This window comes from Paenibacillus sp. Dod16 (assembly GCF_049893405.1).
Lineage (GTDB): Bacteria > Bacillota > Bacilli > Paenibacillales > Paenibacillaceae > Paenibacillus_AQ.
In genome coordinates this window covers 54,019-68,703 of sequence record NZ_JBNDYG010000029.1, presented here as the reverse complement: position 1 = coordinate 68,703, position 14,685 = coordinate 54,019, and the positions used below count along the sequence as shown (strand labels likewise).

The window sequence follows — 14,685 nt, the reverse complement described above, 5'->3', positions numbered from 1 at the left end:
TGTACCTGATGAAGAAGCAGTGGAGGGATAAGATGAAAAAAATATTTGTGCTGGATACGAACGTATTGCTGCATGATCCTCAGTCGATCTATGCATTCGAGGAGCATGAAGTCATCATTCCTGCGGTGGTTCTTGAAGAGATTGATTCGAAGAAGCGAAACGCGGATGAAATTGGCCGAAATGCCCGCACGGTCTCCCGATTGCTCGATGGGCTAAGAGAGCAAGGTCATCTTCATGACGGAGTTCTTCTGGAGAACGGCGGGACGTTGAAGGTTGAGCTGAATCATCGCAGCTTCGTCAAGGTACAGGAGTTATTTAGCGAAGCATCCAACGACAACCGAATTTTGGCTGTCGCGTTAAATTATAAATTGGAGGAGGAGCCGAAGGAGGACGGAAGACCCGTCGTTCTGGTCAGCAAGGATGTGCTTGTTCGAATTAAAGCGGATGTCCTCGGACTCACGACCCAGGATTATTTATCGGACCGTACAGCCGATCCAAGTGAATTGTATCCTGGATTCTCTACCTTAAAGGTACATCCTTCGGTGATCGATGAATTCTACAGCTATCGTTATTTGCCGATTAAACCTCTTCAATTGTCTTATCCGCTTTATCCTCATGAATTTGTTATTCTGAAGGATGAGATGGGGACTGGAAAGTCAGCTCTCCTTCATGTGAATGAGGATGGAACCAGATTGGAGCCGCTCCATTTAAGCAACGAACCTGTATGGGGCATCAGCGCCCGCAACGCCCAACAGCGTATGGCGATTGAGCTTCTTCTAAACGACGATATTCCGCTAGTCACCATTACCGGGAAAGCCGGAACGGGAAAAACCTTGTTGGCATTGGCAGCAGGCCTATCCAAGGTGGAGGATGAGCATAAATACAAAAAACTGCTCATTGCGCGTCCGGTCGTTCCGATGGGGAAGGATATCGGTTATTTGCCTGGCGAAAAAGAAGAGAAACTAAGACCATGGATGCAGCCGATATATGACAATCTGGAATATTTGTTCGACACCAAGAAATCGGGTGATATCGATAAAATATTGATGGGGCTCGGCAGCATCCAGGTGGAAGCACTGACTTATATCCGGGGTCGCTCGATACCAGGCCAGTTCATCATTGTGGATGAAGCCCAAAACTTATCCCGTCATGAAGTCAAAACGATTGTTTCCCGGGCGGGAGAAGGAAGTAAGGTGATCCTCATGGGAGATCCGGAGCAGATTGATCATCCCTACTTGGATGCTGTGAGTAATGGGTTGACCTATGTGGTTGAACGATTCAAGCAAGAAAATCTGAGCGGGCATATTACGCTGACTAAAGGGGAACGCTCCAAGCTGGCTCAGCTGGCTGCCGACTTGTTATAACCTTATATTTCCCGAGAAATGATTCCTTAAAATAACTTGTAGGTTTAAGACTGTTCCAGATTCATAGGACAGTCTTTTTTCCTTTCCATCGTAACTAGTAAAATCTGGACTGAATAATTAACAAAAAAGATAGGACAAGAGTACTAGAAGTTTGGTAAAATAAGGGCATGCGACTATTGAAGGAGTGAAGATGGGATATGAAGCGGAAGAAATATTGGTTCTTATTTGCCATTTTACTGTTGTCTTTATCCAGTTTATCTCCCAGCTTTGACTTCACTCATCACACTAGACGGGAGCCCCCGGGGGATGAGCCTAATCCTCCGCAGCAAAGACCGGAAGTACCGGAGACCGATATGGGTCCGATCAAGGTCGGTGTTCAGGTAAAGCCGGATGAACTGAGACAACTAAAAGCTCTTAATGAGCGTTTTATGGAAGAGACCGGTGCTGAGGTTGAAATCTTGCCCTTGGAAACGAGTGAAACAAGCAAAGAGTCGTTTCTGCTCGAGATGTCCCTTGGTGAAGGACCTGATATTGTATTAACGGATTCACACTTTATTAAAGCGCTTGCAATGAGTGGATGCCTACTGCCTGTTGATGCTTCTCAGGGCACGCTGCCGGGTGAAGACATCTTGAATGGCCTTCTGCCACCGCTGCAGTGGAACGGGTATCAATGGGGAATGCCGTTTGATATAGACCCCTATATTATGACCTGGCAGACCAAGGGGAAGGACGGAGAACCTTTTAAAATGCCACAGAGCCGTCAGGCATGGCAGGAATATTCGGAGCTGCATAAAGTAAGTCCTATCCTCTTATTTGATTCGAATGATCCTTACGCTTTCGGTGCGGCGGTTCATTTGCTCGAAGGTGATCCCTCCATGCCGGATCAAGAGGTTCTTCATATGCTGATTCGCAATCAGGGAAGATGGGCAGAATCAGAGCAAGGCGCCTTGGAAGCAGAGGTTAATGACCAAGCGTTGACCACCACCGCTATGACGGAAGCAGCCGTGGTCATCAGGCCGTATTCGAGCTTATCAGATCAAGATGACAACGGAATGTCGCATGCATTGGCAATGGGGAAGGCCCGTCTGGATACGCCGGTTGTCCGAACCCGAAGTTTTGCTGTAGCCGCACACACGGAATCATCGGCACTTGCCATGAAATGGATTACGTATATGACCGGCAAAGAGATGCAGCGTGAATGGAGCAAAGCGGCGGGAACGCTCCCCGTTATTTCGGAGCTGTATGTCACGGGTACAAACCTAAGTGATCGGGGCATTTGGCAAAAGGCGGCCGTTCCAGCCCAGGTGCTGCTCTCCAGGAATGAGCCGGCTGCTTTGGATTTTGGGGAGTCGGAAGATTTCCAAACGTATAGCGAAGCAGCCAATCGACTGCTGCTTGGCGAAATCACGATAGAAGAATATATGAAAATGTACACGCCTGCTCAACCATAAAAGAAAAAGCTGCCCAAGCGTGAACTGCACCCCCATTGTTAGACATATCTAACAGTTGGAGGTGCAGTTCAGCGAAGGGCAGCTTTTTTCTATAAATCCAGCTCCATTGTGACCACTAATCTTTGATCTTGGCTGGATACCTGCGTTGCTTTTAAGAAAGACACCAGCTGCTTGGGATAAAAGTTCATGTCGAATTCTTCCTGCAGCGCTTTGCGCGTGGTGTCAGGCAATTCCAGCCGATTGAACACAAGTTTGTCGACTTGGAACATGATGGCATTCTCCGGTTTGTTAATCACGGTGTATTTTCCTTCAATCAGAAGCGAGAGATTTCCGCTCTCACCCGAAGCAATTACTTTTCCATCGTCAAAATGGAAAGCAAAGCTGTTAAAGATTTCATCTTCGGATCTTAAAAATGCGTTGAGATCATCCTCATGGATATCGATGGTGTACTCCTTGCCGTTTGTTTTCAACATATTCTTGCTTCCCTGAACAAATTGGGGCAAATTCTCCATGGCGCTGGCTAAAGCCTGGAAGTGACGCTTTACCTCATACAGGCCCACGTTCTCCCAATAAAGGGTGAACTCCTCAATCAATTTCTTCATGGCATCCGGGTTGCCGCTGGCTGTCAGTGCTCCGTCAACCTGCTGTTCAAGCGCCACCACCCGTTCACGCTGCTTGACAAGGCTGTCCTTTACATCGACGAGCTGAGAAGCATTGCGTGCGGCTTCAGCCTGGGCGGAGGCAAGGGAGCGGTACTGAAGGTTATATTCCGCAAGTGTATCCCGATCATTTTGAATAATCATATCGTAAAAGTCCATGATCCGGAAAAAACCGGCTAAGTCTTTTGCAGACAACAGCATGAAGAATAAGTTATCCCGCTCACCCATGTAATATGACCGAAGGATGGCAGCCGCCCGATCTCGCCGGTTTTCGATTCGCAAGCCCATATCCTGAATTTTAATTTGCAGTTCGCTCTGGAGCTGCTGCAATTCGGCAATACGTTTGGTTATCCGTTCGATTTCATGATCGATCTCCACAATGGAGAGGCTGTCCTCCAGAAGTTTGCGCGCCTCTTCCGAATCAGGCATAACCGGGCTTGCATCCTGCTCGGAATATACGGAAGCGGGAGCTCCTATGAAGCAGAACAACAGGGTTATACACAGCATGACCGGGAGGAGAGGTTGTTTTATTCGTACATTCAAACGGGAGTCCTCCTTGAATGGTTGTTAGTCGAAAGGAATCCAACCGCTGTTTGTCCCTTCATTTTAACCAATATATGACGTATACGACTCAATTATCAACCTTTGGGCATTAAAAAAGCGATCCGGCAGCTAAAGCACCTGATCGCTCTTTTAAGTACTCTCATTCTCTAATCGCAAGGAAAATCCACCAGCGTGCCCCAGTTTGTCCAGGTTGAGCGCCGGCGGATTACAAACATCGCTTGCATGGTTTACCTATTAGAGTGGTTTGCCCATAATGAAGACCGTCCAATAGCTAAAGCCTGTGAAGGTCACGATCATATAAGCCCAGAAGAGAAGAATATAGGTTCTCTCCGTGAATTTCAAATATCCCAGGATCACGAAAAATGCAGTCTGCAGGAAGAAAAGCAGTGCCATTTCAATATGATCTCCGGCAAAGGCCATCAACCCGATAGTCAGGGTGAAAAAGCCAAGGACTCGAAACATCCGTGCCACGATTATATCCTCCTCTCGTATGTACGCACATAATGCTGCTATGAACATTATAGCGTTATGGGAAAAACGTGTAAACGCCTAACTCAAGAAAACCCTTTATTTTTTATTATTAACCAGAAGCAGGACGTTGAATTCGTGAATAATTTGGACGAATCTTCCCTTTTGCCTTCGTAAGAGTATGATCTGTAATCAAAATGGAAATACATTTTAGTATCAAATAGATTCTATGAACTCTATGAGAGGCATAGAAATGAATTAAGCAGTTTTTATACCCTATTCAGCAGCCGATTTACGGTATTGAAGACGGTTATTTTAGGATGTCGTTAGGAGGGTTTTATGGTATGTCAGCAGTGAGACAGGATGCATGGAGTGCAGAGGACGACCTAATATTGGCGGAGGTGACCCTTCGTCATATTCGTGAGGGCAGCACCCAATTGGCTGCCTTTGAGGAAGTGGGAGAAAGAATCGGCCGGACATCGGCGGCTTGTGGATTTCGTTGGAACAGCTGCGTTCGCAAGAAATATGAGGATGCTATCAGCTTGGCGAAATCTCAGCGTCAAAAGAGAAGTTATTATAAAAAACAGCCTTCGGTAAGCGGACCGCAGGTTGCCGGTTTGGCTGCTCCGGAACTGGAGCACGATGTCTATAAGAATGATGGTGCAAGCGAAGAAACACTGTCCATCGATGCCGTTATCCGTTTCCTTCGTCAGTGGAAGGGCGGGCTTCAGGAAAGTTCACGTCAGTATAAATTGCTTGAGAAGAACTTGCGTGAAAAAGAGGAAGAGCTTTCAAGACTCCGCAGTGAGAATCAAAGGTTATTGAAGGAAGTCAGCGAAGTGAAAACGGACTATCATGTGGTCAATGACGATTATAAGGCACTGATTCAGATTATGGATCGGGCACGCAGACTTGCTTTCTTAAATGAAGAAGACGAGGAACTTAAGACACGCTTTAAAATGGACGCAAATGGTAACCTAGAACGAATTGAATAGGTAAAGATTAGCTTGCTCCAGCCGTAACCCGCATTAGTGCATTTCATGCGCTTGGCGGGTTATTTGTGCGTATAGGAGATTATTCTGATATATACTAGGACTAGTACTTTGTGGTTGATTACAATAATGGGGGATTATCATGAATATCCATATTATCGGAGCCGGCTCATTGGGGCTGTTATATGCGGGAAAACTTGCGGATTCAGGCTGCCGTGTCACGCTATGGTGTCGAAGCGAGGAGCAGGCGGACAAGCTTCGGGCTTCCGGCATAACCATCGAGGAGCCGGGCCGGCACCAGGTCGTTGACGCCCATGCTTTCTCGGTCAGCTCATGGTCATCCTTTGCCGAGTCGGGTGGCGGGGCCGATGCGGATTATCTTTTCCTCATGCTGAAGCAGCAAGGGATCGAAGAGATGGCAACGGAGATGCTGGCTCTATTTGGGCAAGATCACCGCAGACTCCTATGTTTTCAAAACGGTACAGGCCATTTGGAGCGGCTTCAGGACCTGCTGCCGATGTGGACGCTCTACGCCGCCATTACGACGGAAGGGGCCAAGCGTACAAGCAGCCTCTCCGTTTTGCACGCCGGTCACGGAACGACGACAATCGGCAAAATGAAATCTGCCGGGAGCTCATTAGATGCCTTCTCTCAGGATGATCATGAAATTAAGCTTGTTAAACAGCTGAATAGAGCAGGATTTGAAGCTTTTTTGTCGAATGAAATGGATGAGATGATTAATCGTAAACTGCTGATCAACGCGGTCATTAATCCTTTGACAGCATTGTGGCGGATTCCTAATGGAGAGCTGTTAACTTCCCCAGAACGAGTCAGGCTTATGGAGCAGTTATATAATGAAGGGATCGCCGTATATGAAGCGGCTGGAATTCCTTATGGAAGCGGGCTTTGGGAATGGATCCTATCCGTCTGCCAATCGACTTCAGGTAACACGTCTTCCATGCTTAAGGATGTAATGGACGGCAGAACGACGGAGGTTGCCTGGATTAACGGTAGCATTGTCCGTTTGGGTCAAAAATATGGCATTTCTGTGCCAAAACACGAGCTGATCACACAGCTCATCGAGGGGATGAATACATAGGGGGTCTTTAGCATGGGTTTTTTGCAGGGGCTGTTTCACACATTAAGTCTTTTTCCGTTCATTCCGTTTTTACTGGTGTATTTCATTGTCTTGCAAAGAAATAAAAATCGAAAGCAAGCGCTGGAGCTGGCCATGGATGTAACCACATTTTTCATGCTATTTTCCGTCTCCGCCTTGTTTAATAATACATTCCAGTCCAAATTCGGGTTCTATCTCATTCTCCTCATGCTGCTCATTGCAGCGGGGCTGATCGGCAGTGCGCAGAACCGCTGGAAAGGCAAGGTTAACGGTAAGAGGCTGCTGCGCGCCGTGTGGCGTCTGGGTTTTGTCAGCATGAGTTTTGGTTATATAGTTTTTACATTTTTTGGTCTCCTCTCCTACATAATTAAGATGATGTAAGTACAATCTAATAACTAGTATTATATGATAAATCTGTTTGATCTCTGGGTCAGGCAGATTTTTCAATTTATTGATTTCTGGATTTTTTTGACCACTGGTTGTATAATCGATAAGCATATACCTAAAATCTATGAGGGGGATACCGCAAGATGAAGAAACAAAAGAAATTACTGCTTCTCATGACGCTAATTCTTGCTTTCAGCTCGGTTTTGGCAGCGTGTGGAGCTGACAAGAACGAAGGCGCTAATAACGGCGGAACGGCGGACAAGCCTAAAGAGCAAGTCTTCCGTATGAACCTTGCTTCCGACCCTCCTACATTGGATCCGGGCTTGGCTCAGGATAACACGTCGAATACGGTAATCAGTGCTGTATTTGAAGGTTTGGTTCGGAAGGGTGCAGATGGCTCTGAAGAGCCTGGCGTAGCCGAAAAATGGGATATTTCTGAAGATGGATTGAAATATGTCTTCACCCTTCGCAAAGATGCCAAATGGAGTAACGGCGATTCAGTAACAGCTAAAGATTTTGAGTATGCATGGAAACGCGTACTTGATCCGAACTTTACTCCTGCATCACCATATGCGTATCAGCTCTATTACATCAAAAACGCTGAAGCTTACAATCTTGGAGAGATCAAAGACGCCAATGAAGTCGGCGTAAAAGCAACCGATGACTATACGCTCGAAGTTACGCTGGCAAACCCAACGCCATACTTCCTCAGCTTGATGTCATTCCAAACCTACTTCCCGATTCACAGCTCTGTTGAAGGTAATGCTTCTTGGGCAACGAAACCGGAAACATTGATCGGTAATGGTCCGTTCAAAGTTTCACAAATGACCAAAGGTCAAAAGATCGAGCTTGTGAAGAACGACCAATATTGGGACAAGGATGGAATCAAACTTGAAAAAGTTCAAATGAGTATCGTGAACAGCTCGGCAACTGAACTTTCAAGCTATCGTAACGATGAATTGGATTATGCAGGACATCCAACAGGAAATATTCCGACGGATCAGCTCAATGCGATCAAGAAGGAATTGGGCGATGAACTGATGATCAAAGGGATTTCATCAACGTATTTCTATATCTTTAACACAACAGAAGAACCATTTGACAACGTGAACATCCGGAAAGCATTTGCCATGGCGATTGATCGTCAGGCGATCGTAGAGAAAATCACGCAAGGTGGACAACTTCCTGCACACGGTTTTGTTCCTCCTGGTATCAAAGGTGAGTCCGACGAGTACCGTAAAGAGGTGCCGGATACTTACTTCGATGAAAATCTTGAAGAAGCTAAGAAACTGCTCGAGCAAGGTATGAAGGAAAAAGGCTATACCACATTGCCGGAAGTTACTCTGATCCATAACTCCGATGACAACCACAAGAAAATTGCGCTTGCTATCGCAGATATGTGGAAGAATAACCTCGGTGTTACTGTGAAGGTACAAAACCAAGAGTGGGGCGTATTCCTGAAGAACCGTACGGATTTGAACTATCAAGTTGCCCGTTCCGGTTGGGGAGCAGATTATAACGACCCGATGACTTATATCGATATGTGGACATCCAACGGTGGTAACAACGATACGGGCTTCAAGAACGAAGAATATGACAAACTTGTGAAGGATGCTTATGCAACTAGCGATAACGCTAAACGCATGGAGCTGATGTCCAAAGCTGAGAAAATTCTCGTTGAAGAAAACCAAGTTGTAATGCCGATCTACTATTACTCCAGCGTGTCCCTGGTTAAACCATGGGTGAAGAATCTGCATCTGGATTATAAGGGTGATATCGATTTCACACGTGCATATATTGAGTAGTCTTTTGTAAAACCATTTATAAAAGGTTACCGTTCGGGATATATATGTGGGGCATTTAAACCTCATATATATCCCGATTTTTTTGTATGAGCGCAAGGTTTCCAAATCTTGTGTCCGTTGGTGAAAGTTAAGGGATGCCAGTTCCGTTCTAGAATAATACAATTATATAGACGGCTTGGTTTAGAACAACTGATCAGGAGGCTAGCGAAATGCTGAGGTATGTGGCGAGTAAGTTTTTTTATATGCTTGTATCGTTGTTCATACTGATCTCAGCCACTTTTTTTCTTATGAAAGCCATACCGGGCGATCCGTTTATGGGAGAGAAAAAGCCATCGCCTGAAATTTTGGCGAGGCTGATGGAGCAGTATGATTTAGATAAACCGGTATTTCAGCAATATACGAAATACTTGGGCAATATCGTTCAAGGTGACTTTGGTTTGTCTATGAAGAAACAGGGACAGTCCGTCACGGATATTATTGTTGACACATTTGGCCCTTCACTCCGGTTGGGTCTTATCGCGATCGTAGTATCCGTTATCGTGGGTGTCCTGCTAGGGATGCTTGCAGCTCTGTATCACCGCAAGCTGATTGACAACATCGCCATGATCATCTCGGTTCTCGGCATCGCAGTACCGAGTTTCGTGCTTGCGTCATTGTTGCAATACGTTCTCGCAGAGAAAGCGGGCATTTTCAATGTTATGGGCTTTGAAGGTCCGCTCGACTACGTGCTCCCTGTTATGGCCCTGTCAGCTCAACCGATTGCGTTTATCGCACGATTAACGCGATCCAGCATGCTGGAAGTGCTGCATTCGGATTATATCAAGACGGCGAAGGCCAAGGGTCTCAACTGGTTAGTCATTATGTTCCGTCACGTCATCCGTAACGGCATCTTGCCAGTCGTAACGTACGTCGGGCCAATGACAGCGAACATCATTACCGGTTCGGTCGTTATTGAACAGATCTTCGGCATTGGCGGCATTGGCAAACAGTTTGTTGAAAGTATCACAAACCGCGATTATACAGTCATTATGGGGATTACCATATTCTACGGCATCTTGCTGATGCTGGCGCGTTTCGTTACAGATATCGTATATGTATTTGTGGATCCACGCATTAAATTGACCGGCGGAAAGGAGAGGTAGACATGGAGAAAGAACAAAGTATGCCTCATCCTGCGGCACTAAACTTAAAGCCTGAAGATTTTCAGAAAATTGGTCCTGATGAGAAACAATCCGAGGTAATACAGCGTGAAAGTTTGTCCTCCTGGAGAGATTCCTGGGAAAGATTGCGCAAGAACAAGCTTGCTATGACGGGCTTGGTTATTATGATCTTGATTGTCATCATGGCCATTATCGGCCCGATGATCTCGAACTATGATTATGAAACGAATGATTTGATGAATACGAATATGCCGCCTTCATCAGAACATTGGTTTGGAACCGACGATCTGGGCCGCGACGTTTTTGTTCGTACCTGGATGGGAGCTCGGATATCCTTGACCGTTGGTCTTGCAGCTGCTGCGATTGACTTGATGATTGGTGTAATATATGGCGGCATCATGGGTTATTTCGGTGGCCGTGTCGATGAGTTCATGAATAAGTTTGCAGAAATTTTGTATTCCATTCCGTATCTGCTCGTTACGATTTTGCTGCTGGTTGTATTCGAACCAAGTTTAGGAACGATCATACTCGCCTTAACCATCACCGGGTGGATTAACATGTCCTGGATTGTGCGGGGCGAGATTATGCAGCTTAAGAGCAGAGAATATGTCCTCGCCTCACGTTCGATGGGAGCTGGAACCGCGCGCCTGTTGTTCCGGCATTTGATTCCGAATGCGATGGGTCCGATTATCGTTACCTTGACCCTGTCGGTTCCAAGCGCGATCTTTGCCGAGGCATTCCTGAGCTTCCTGGGTCTTGGCGTTCAAGCACCGGTTGCTTCATGGGGCTCCATGATTAATGATGCCCTGTCCGGATGGATGTACTATCCATGGCGGATGTTGTTCCCTGCTCTATTTATCAGCTTGACGATGTTAGCATTTAACATTTTCGGTGATGGATTGCGTGATGCGCTTGATCCGAAATTGAAAAAATAGGAGGTGGGAAGGTATGGAACCGATCTTGCAGGTAAAGGACCTCAACGTATCGTTTCGTGTTCGCGGCGGTGAAGTAAAGGCAGTCCGCGGCATGAATTTTGAAGTCGGCAAGGGGGAGACGGTTGCCATCGTCGGTGAGTCCGGAAGCGGTAAAAGTGTTACCGCCCAGACCATTATGCGATTGATTCCGTCCCCGCCCTCAGAAATAAAAAAGGGTGAGGTCATTTTCCAAGGACAGGACCTTCTCAAAAAAACGAATAAACAAATGGAAGCGATTCGCGGCAAGGATATTGGAATGATCTTTCAGGATCCGATGACATCGCTGAATCCGACCATTAGAATAGGCAAACAAATCACAGAGGTGCTGATCAAGCACCAGGGAATGTCTTTCGCCGAAGCCAAAAAACACGCTATAGAAATGCTGAAGCTGGTGGGCATCAAAAATGCGGAGGAGCGCTTCAATCAGTATCCGCATGAGTTCTCCGGCGGTATGCGTCAGCGTGCAATGATCGCCATTGCGCTTGCATGTAAGCCGACCCTGCTGATTGCGGACGAACCGACAACGGCACTTGACGTGACCATTCAGGCACAGATTATGGACGTTATGAAGGAAATGCAGGAACGTTTGGGCACATCGATCATTCTGATCACGCATGACCTCGGCGTTGTTGCCGGTATGTGTGACCGTGTCATCGTCATGTATGCAGGTGAAGTGGTGGAAACGGGAACGAAATGGGAGATTTTCAAAAATCCGCAGCATCCTTACACCAAAGGGTTGCTTCGTTCCATGCCGCGTCTGGATCAGAAGAAAGACGAACCGCTCATTCCGATTATCGGAACACCGCCGGATCTGATTAAACCACCTGTAGGCTGTCCGTTCGCTGCTCGCTGTGACGAAGCTATGCGAATTTGTGAACGGGTGGATCCAGGCGCAACGGAATTCAGCGACACGCACACGGCGCGCTGCTGGAATCTGCATCCGATGGCGAAGGAGGCCCAAGGTTCATGAAGGATAACCACTTGATTGAGGTAAAAGGCCTGAAGAAGTATTTTAACGTGGGCAAAGGCCAGGTTCTTAAAGCGGTTGACGATCTGAATTTCTTTATTCGTGAAGGCGAAACGCTTGGTATGGTGGGAGAGTCGGGTTGCGGTAAATCCACTGCAGGACGGACGATTCTCCGCCTTTATGAGCCTACGGCCGGCAGCGTTAATTTTAACGGAACGGATATTTACAAGCTGTCTCCGGGCAAAATGAAGGCGATGCGCCGCGATATGCAGATGATCTTCCAGGATCCGTATGCCTCGCTGAACCCAAGATTCACAGTGTCGGATATTATCGGGGAAGCTCTGGATATTCACGGTATGGCCGGCAGCCGCGCCGAACGCAAGAAGCGGATTGAGGAGCTGCTGGATATGGTCGGCTTGAATAGTGACCACTCGACGCGCTACCCTCATGAATTCTCGGGCGGTCAGCGTCAACGGATCGGGATTGCCCGTGCTCTCGCGGTGAACCCTAAATTTATCATCTGTGATGAGCCGATCTCGGCGCTCGACGTTTCGATTCAGGCGCAGGTTGTTAACCTGCTTAAAGATTTGCAGGACCGACTTGGCCTGACCTATCTCTTCATTGCGCATGACCTGTCCATGGTTAAGCATATCAGTGACCGGGTAGCGGTTATGTATTTGGGTAAAATGGTGGAGCTGGCAGACAGTGAAGAGCTGTATGCAAATCCGATCCATCCATATACCAAAACCTTGTTGTCCGCGATTCCGATTCCGGATCCGGAAATTGAGGCAAACAAAAAGCGGCTCAAGCTGGAAGACGATATGCAGGGGCCGATTTCAGCTGCCAAAGGCGAAGACGGAACGGTTCAACTGGACGTGAAGGATTCGGAATTGGTTGAAGTGTCCAAAGGACACTGGGTTGCAAAAGCCTACGCTTGAATAAACGGACCTCAGTATGAGGAAGCAGCTTCAAGAATAGCCGCTGGCATCGTGCCGGCGGCTTATTCTTTTCCTTTGACGCAGAATGCCAACATTCGGTACAATCAAGAAAGGCAAAATAATATAGAAGAAATTAAATTTAAGCACAATCTAGATTTGGTTACGACGTAGAATAGGAGGCATACCTCATGAATATCGTTCCGGAACCATTATCCCTCGCTTCGCGTCTCGCTCAGGATTATATTCATCATTTCGACCGGGTAAGCGGGTTCTACGGTGAAGATTACCGCGGCGAGCACAGCTTTGCAGAGCGGGTACAATGGCTGGATCTTTCTGAAGACAAGCGAATTCAGCGTAAAGCGCTGGTGGATTGTCTTCGGACGTACAATAAGAAACACAATGATCATCCCGCTGTACATAAATCACTCCAACTTCTGGAGCGGCCAGGAACGGTTACGATGGTTGGTGGACAACAAAGCGGTTTGTTCACTGGACCTCTGCTTGTCATATATAAAGCAATTACCGTTATTCAAGCGGCCCGCGAGGCGGAAGAGCGCTTGAAACGTCCTGTCGTGCCTGTATTTTGGATCGCCGGGGAGGATCATGATTGGGATGAAGTGAATCATACGTACTTCCTGAATCAGGATCTGCAGCTTTCCAAGATCAAGCTTGATGCCAAGGACGGACTCAGGACGTCAGTTAGTTATACTGACGTTGCTGAGGAAGATTGGAATTCGATGCTGGCAGAGCTTCAGACTCAATTGGCAGACAGCGAATATAAGGCAGATCTGCTGAAGATGGCGAGGGAATCGCTGAACGGTTCGGCCGGGCTCAGCGAGGCATTCGCTAAACTGATCAGCTATCTGTTCGGCAAATATGGGCTGATCCTCCTGGATTCGGCAGACCCGGGACTTCGGGCGTTGGAAGTACCCATATTCGAATCATTGATTACCCGCAACGAACAAATGGGACTTTCGTACCAGCAGGCTGCGAGGGATATCGCGGGTCAGGGTTATGAAGTCCAGGCTGATGTATCCGAGAATGGGGCTAACTTGTTCTACTTGCATGAAGGCAGACGCTTGTTGCTTTACCGAGAAGGACGTGTATTCTCAGACCGGAAAGGCATCGTTTCGCTGACGGAAGATGAACTGCTTCGGGATTTGCATCAGCACCCTGAACGCTTCAGCAACAATGTGTTGACCCGTCCAATCATGCAGGATTCACTGCTGCCCGTGCTCGGGACGATACTCGGTCCAGGCGAGATTTCCTATTGGGCGATTACGCGTTATGCATTCTCCGACTTGGGTTTGCAGATGCCGCTGATTATCCCAAGAATGTCATTCTCCATCGTAGATGGAACTGTCCATAAGCTGATGGAGAAATACGGATTGTCCTTCGAGGATGTCCAGCTTCGATTGTCCGAGAAGCGTGAGGCTTGGCTTGCCAGTAAGGACGAGCTGAATTTGGAAGCACGATTCAGACAAACCCGGGAACAATTTGAAGCATTATATCGGCCTCTAATAGAAGATCTTGGCAAAATGCAAAGTGGACTGTTAAAATTAGGTCTAACCAATAAAGATAAAATATTGGAGCAGATGGATTACCTGTTAAGTAAATCCCGGAATGCCTTGGAACAGCAGCATGAGGCCGCGCTGGCACAATGGAGGCGCATTGAACAGACGTTGTTGCCGGAAGGGAAACCTCAGGAAAGGGTATACAACATCCTGGAATACATGAATCGTTATGGATTGAATCTGGTGGATCGCCTGATGGAAATCCCATACGCTGCTTCGGGCATTCACAGGGTCGTTTACGTATAACGATCAGGAATTCAAACAT

General features: G+C 47.2%; 13 protein-coding genes. 11 read left to right on the top strand and 2 right to left on the bottom strand.

Annotated features, from left to right (window positions below):
- Nucleotides 1-32 precede the first annotated feature (32 nt).
- Both ACPV3A_RS20935 and ACPV3A_RS20930 read left to right on the top strand, forming a co-directional pair.
- A complete protein-coding gene (locus ACPV3A_RS20935; protein ID WP_426200963.1) occupies nucleotides 33-1,364 on the top strand; it encodes a PhoH family protein in 1,332 nt (443 codons plus the stop codon).
- A gap of 197 nt (nucleotides 1,365-1,561) precedes the next feature.
- Complete coding sequence (locus ACPV3A_RS20930; protein WP_426200961.1) at nucleotides 1,562-2,815, top strand: extracellular solute-binding protein; 1,254 nt, start codon at nucleotides 1,562-1,564, stop codon at nucleotides 2,813-2,815.
- Nucleotides 2,816-2,904: 89 nt separating this feature from the next.
- Here the strand turns inward: ACPV3A_RS20930 and ACPV3A_RS20925 are convergent, their stop codons facing one another.
- Both ACPV3A_RS20925 and ACPV3A_RS20920 read right to left on the bottom strand, forming a co-directional pair.
- Nucleotides 2,905-4,017, bottom strand: a complete 1,113-nt coding sequence (locus ACPV3A_RS20925) for a coiled-coil domain-containing protein (RefSeq protein WP_426200959.1) — start codon at nucleotides 4,015-4,017, stop codon at nucleotides 2,905-2,907.
- 255 nt (nucleotides 4,018-4,272) lie between these two features.
- Complete coding sequence (locus ACPV3A_RS20920) at nucleotides 4,273-4,509, bottom strand: DUF2626 domain-containing protein (protein ID WP_006209059.1); 237 nt, start codon at nucleotides 4,507-4,509, stop codon at nucleotides 4,273-4,275.
- Nucleotides 4,510-4,850: 341 nt separating this feature from the next.
- On the opposite strand from ACPV3A_RS20920, the gene ACPV3A_RS20915 reads away from it, so the two are divergent.
- The 9 genes from ACPV3A_RS20915 (at nucleotide 4,851) to bshC (ending at nucleotide 14,666) form a co-directional block, all read left to right on the top strand.
- Complete coding sequence (locus ACPV3A_RS20915) at nucleotides 4,851-5,501, top strand: RsfA family transcriptional regulator (protein ID WP_071222968.1); 651 nt, start codon at nucleotides 4,851-4,853, stop codon at nucleotides 5,499-5,501.
- A 139-nt stretch (nucleotides 5,502-5,640) separates the two neighbouring features.
- Nucleotides 5,641-6,597, top strand: coding sequence for a ketopantoate reductase family protein (locus tag ACPV3A_RS20910; protein ID WP_426200957.1), 957 nt, complete (start codon nucleotides 5,641-5,643; stop codon nucleotides 6,595-6,597).
- Between the two features lie 12 nt (nucleotides 6,598-6,609).
- Nucleotides 6,610-6,996: a DUF3397 domain-containing protein gene (locus tag ACPV3A_RS20905; RefSeq protein WP_194541658.1), complete on the top strand. Its 387-nt coding sequence runs from the start codon at nucleotides 6,610-6,612 to the stop codon at nucleotides 6,994-6,996.
- Between the two features lie 149 nt (nucleotides 6,997-7,145).
- The gene (locus ACPV3A_RS20900) at nucleotides 7,146-8,807 is read left to right on the top strand and encodes a peptide ABC transporter substrate-binding protein (protein WP_194541659.1); all 1,662 of its coding nucleotides are present in this window, start codon (nucleotides 7,146-7,148) and stop codon (nucleotides 8,805-8,807) included.
- Between the two features lie 209 nt (nucleotides 8,808-9,016).
- On the top strand, nucleotides 9,017-9,949 hold the full coding sequence (locus ACPV3A_RS20895; RefSeq protein WP_426200954.1) for an ABC transporter permease: 933 nt from the start codon (nucleotides 9,017-9,019) through the stop codon (nucleotides 9,947-9,949).
- 2 nt (nucleotides 9,950-9,951) lie between these two features.
- Complete coding sequence (locus ACPV3A_RS20890; protein ID WP_071222973.1) at nucleotides 9,952-10,902, top strand: ABC transporter permease; 951 nt, start codon at nucleotides 9,952-9,954, stop codon at nucleotides 10,900-10,902.
- A gap of 13 nt (nucleotides 10,903-10,915) precedes the next feature.
- Entirely contained in the window at nucleotides 10,916-11,911 is a 996-nt protein-coding gene (locus ACPV3A_RS20885; protein WP_194541660.1) for an ABC transporter ATP-binding protein, read from the top strand.
- Nucleotides 11,908-12,846, top strand: a complete 939-nt coding sequence (locus ACPV3A_RS20880; RefSeq protein ID WP_071222975.1) for an ABC transporter ATP-binding protein — start codon at nucleotides 11,908-11,910, stop codon at nucleotides 12,844-12,846. Before ACPV3A_RS20885 ends, ACPV3A_RS20880 begins: the two co-directional genes overlap by 4 nt.
- Nucleotides 12,847-13,034: 188 nt before the next feature.
- The gene (gene bshC, locus ACPV3A_RS20875) at nucleotides 13,035-14,666 is read left to right on the top strand and encodes a bacillithiol biosynthesis cysteine-adding enzyme BshC (protein ID WP_426200951.1); all 1,632 of its coding nucleotides are present in this window, start codon (nucleotides 13,035-13,037) and stop codon (nucleotides 14,664-14,666) included.
- The last annotated feature ends 19 nt before the right edge of the window (nucleotides 14,667-14,685 follow it).

What these genes read in the sequence shown, in the direction of transcription:
- ACPV3A_RS20930 (WP_426200961.1), top strand. Translation starts at nt 1,562, where the DNA reads ATGAAGCGGAAGAAATATTGGTTCTTATTTGCCATTTTACTGTTGTCT.
- ACPV3A_RS20915 (WP_071222968.1), top strand. Translation starts at nt 4,851, where the DNA reads ATGTCAGCAGTGAGACAGGATGCATGGAGTGCAGAGGACGACCTAATA.
- ACPV3A_RS20910 (WP_426200957.1), top strand. Translation starts at nt 5,641, where the DNA reads ATGAATATCCATATTATCGGAGCCGGCTCATTGGGGCTGTTATATGCG.
- ACPV3A_RS20935 (WP_426200963.1), top strand. Translation starts at nt 33, where the DNA reads ATGAAAAAAATATTTGTGCTGGATACGAACGTATTGCTGCATGATCCT.
- ACPV3A_RS20885 (WP_194541660.1), top strand. Translation starts at nt 10,916, where the DNA reads ATGGAACCGATCTTGCAGGTAAAGGACCTCAACGTATCGTTTCGTGTT.
- ACPV3A_RS20880 (WP_071222975.1), top strand. Translation starts at nt 11,908, where the DNA reads ATGAAGGATAACCACTTGATTGAGGTAAAAGGCCTGAAGAAGTATTTT.
- bshC (WP_426200951.1), top strand. Translation starts at nt 13,035, where the DNA reads ATGAATATCGTTCCGGAACCATTATCCCTCGCTTCGCGTCTCGCTCAG.
- ACPV3A_RS20900 (WP_194541659.1), top strand. Translation starts at nt 7,146, where the DNA reads ATGAAGAAACAAAAGAAATTACTGCTTCTCATGACGCTAATTCTTGCT.
- ACPV3A_RS20895 (WP_426200954.1), top strand. Translation starts at nt 9,017, where the DNA reads ATGCTGAGGTATGTGGCGAGTAAGTTTTTTTATATGCTTGTATCGTTG.
- ACPV3A_RS20890 (WP_071222973.1), top strand. Translation starts at nt 9,952, where the DNA reads ATGGAGAAAGAACAAAGTATGCCTCATCCTGCGGCACTAAACTTAAAG.
- ACPV3A_RS20905 (WP_194541658.1), top strand. Translation starts at nt 6,610, where the DNA reads ATGGGTTTTTTGCAGGGGCTGTTTCACACATTAAGTCTTTTTCCGTTC.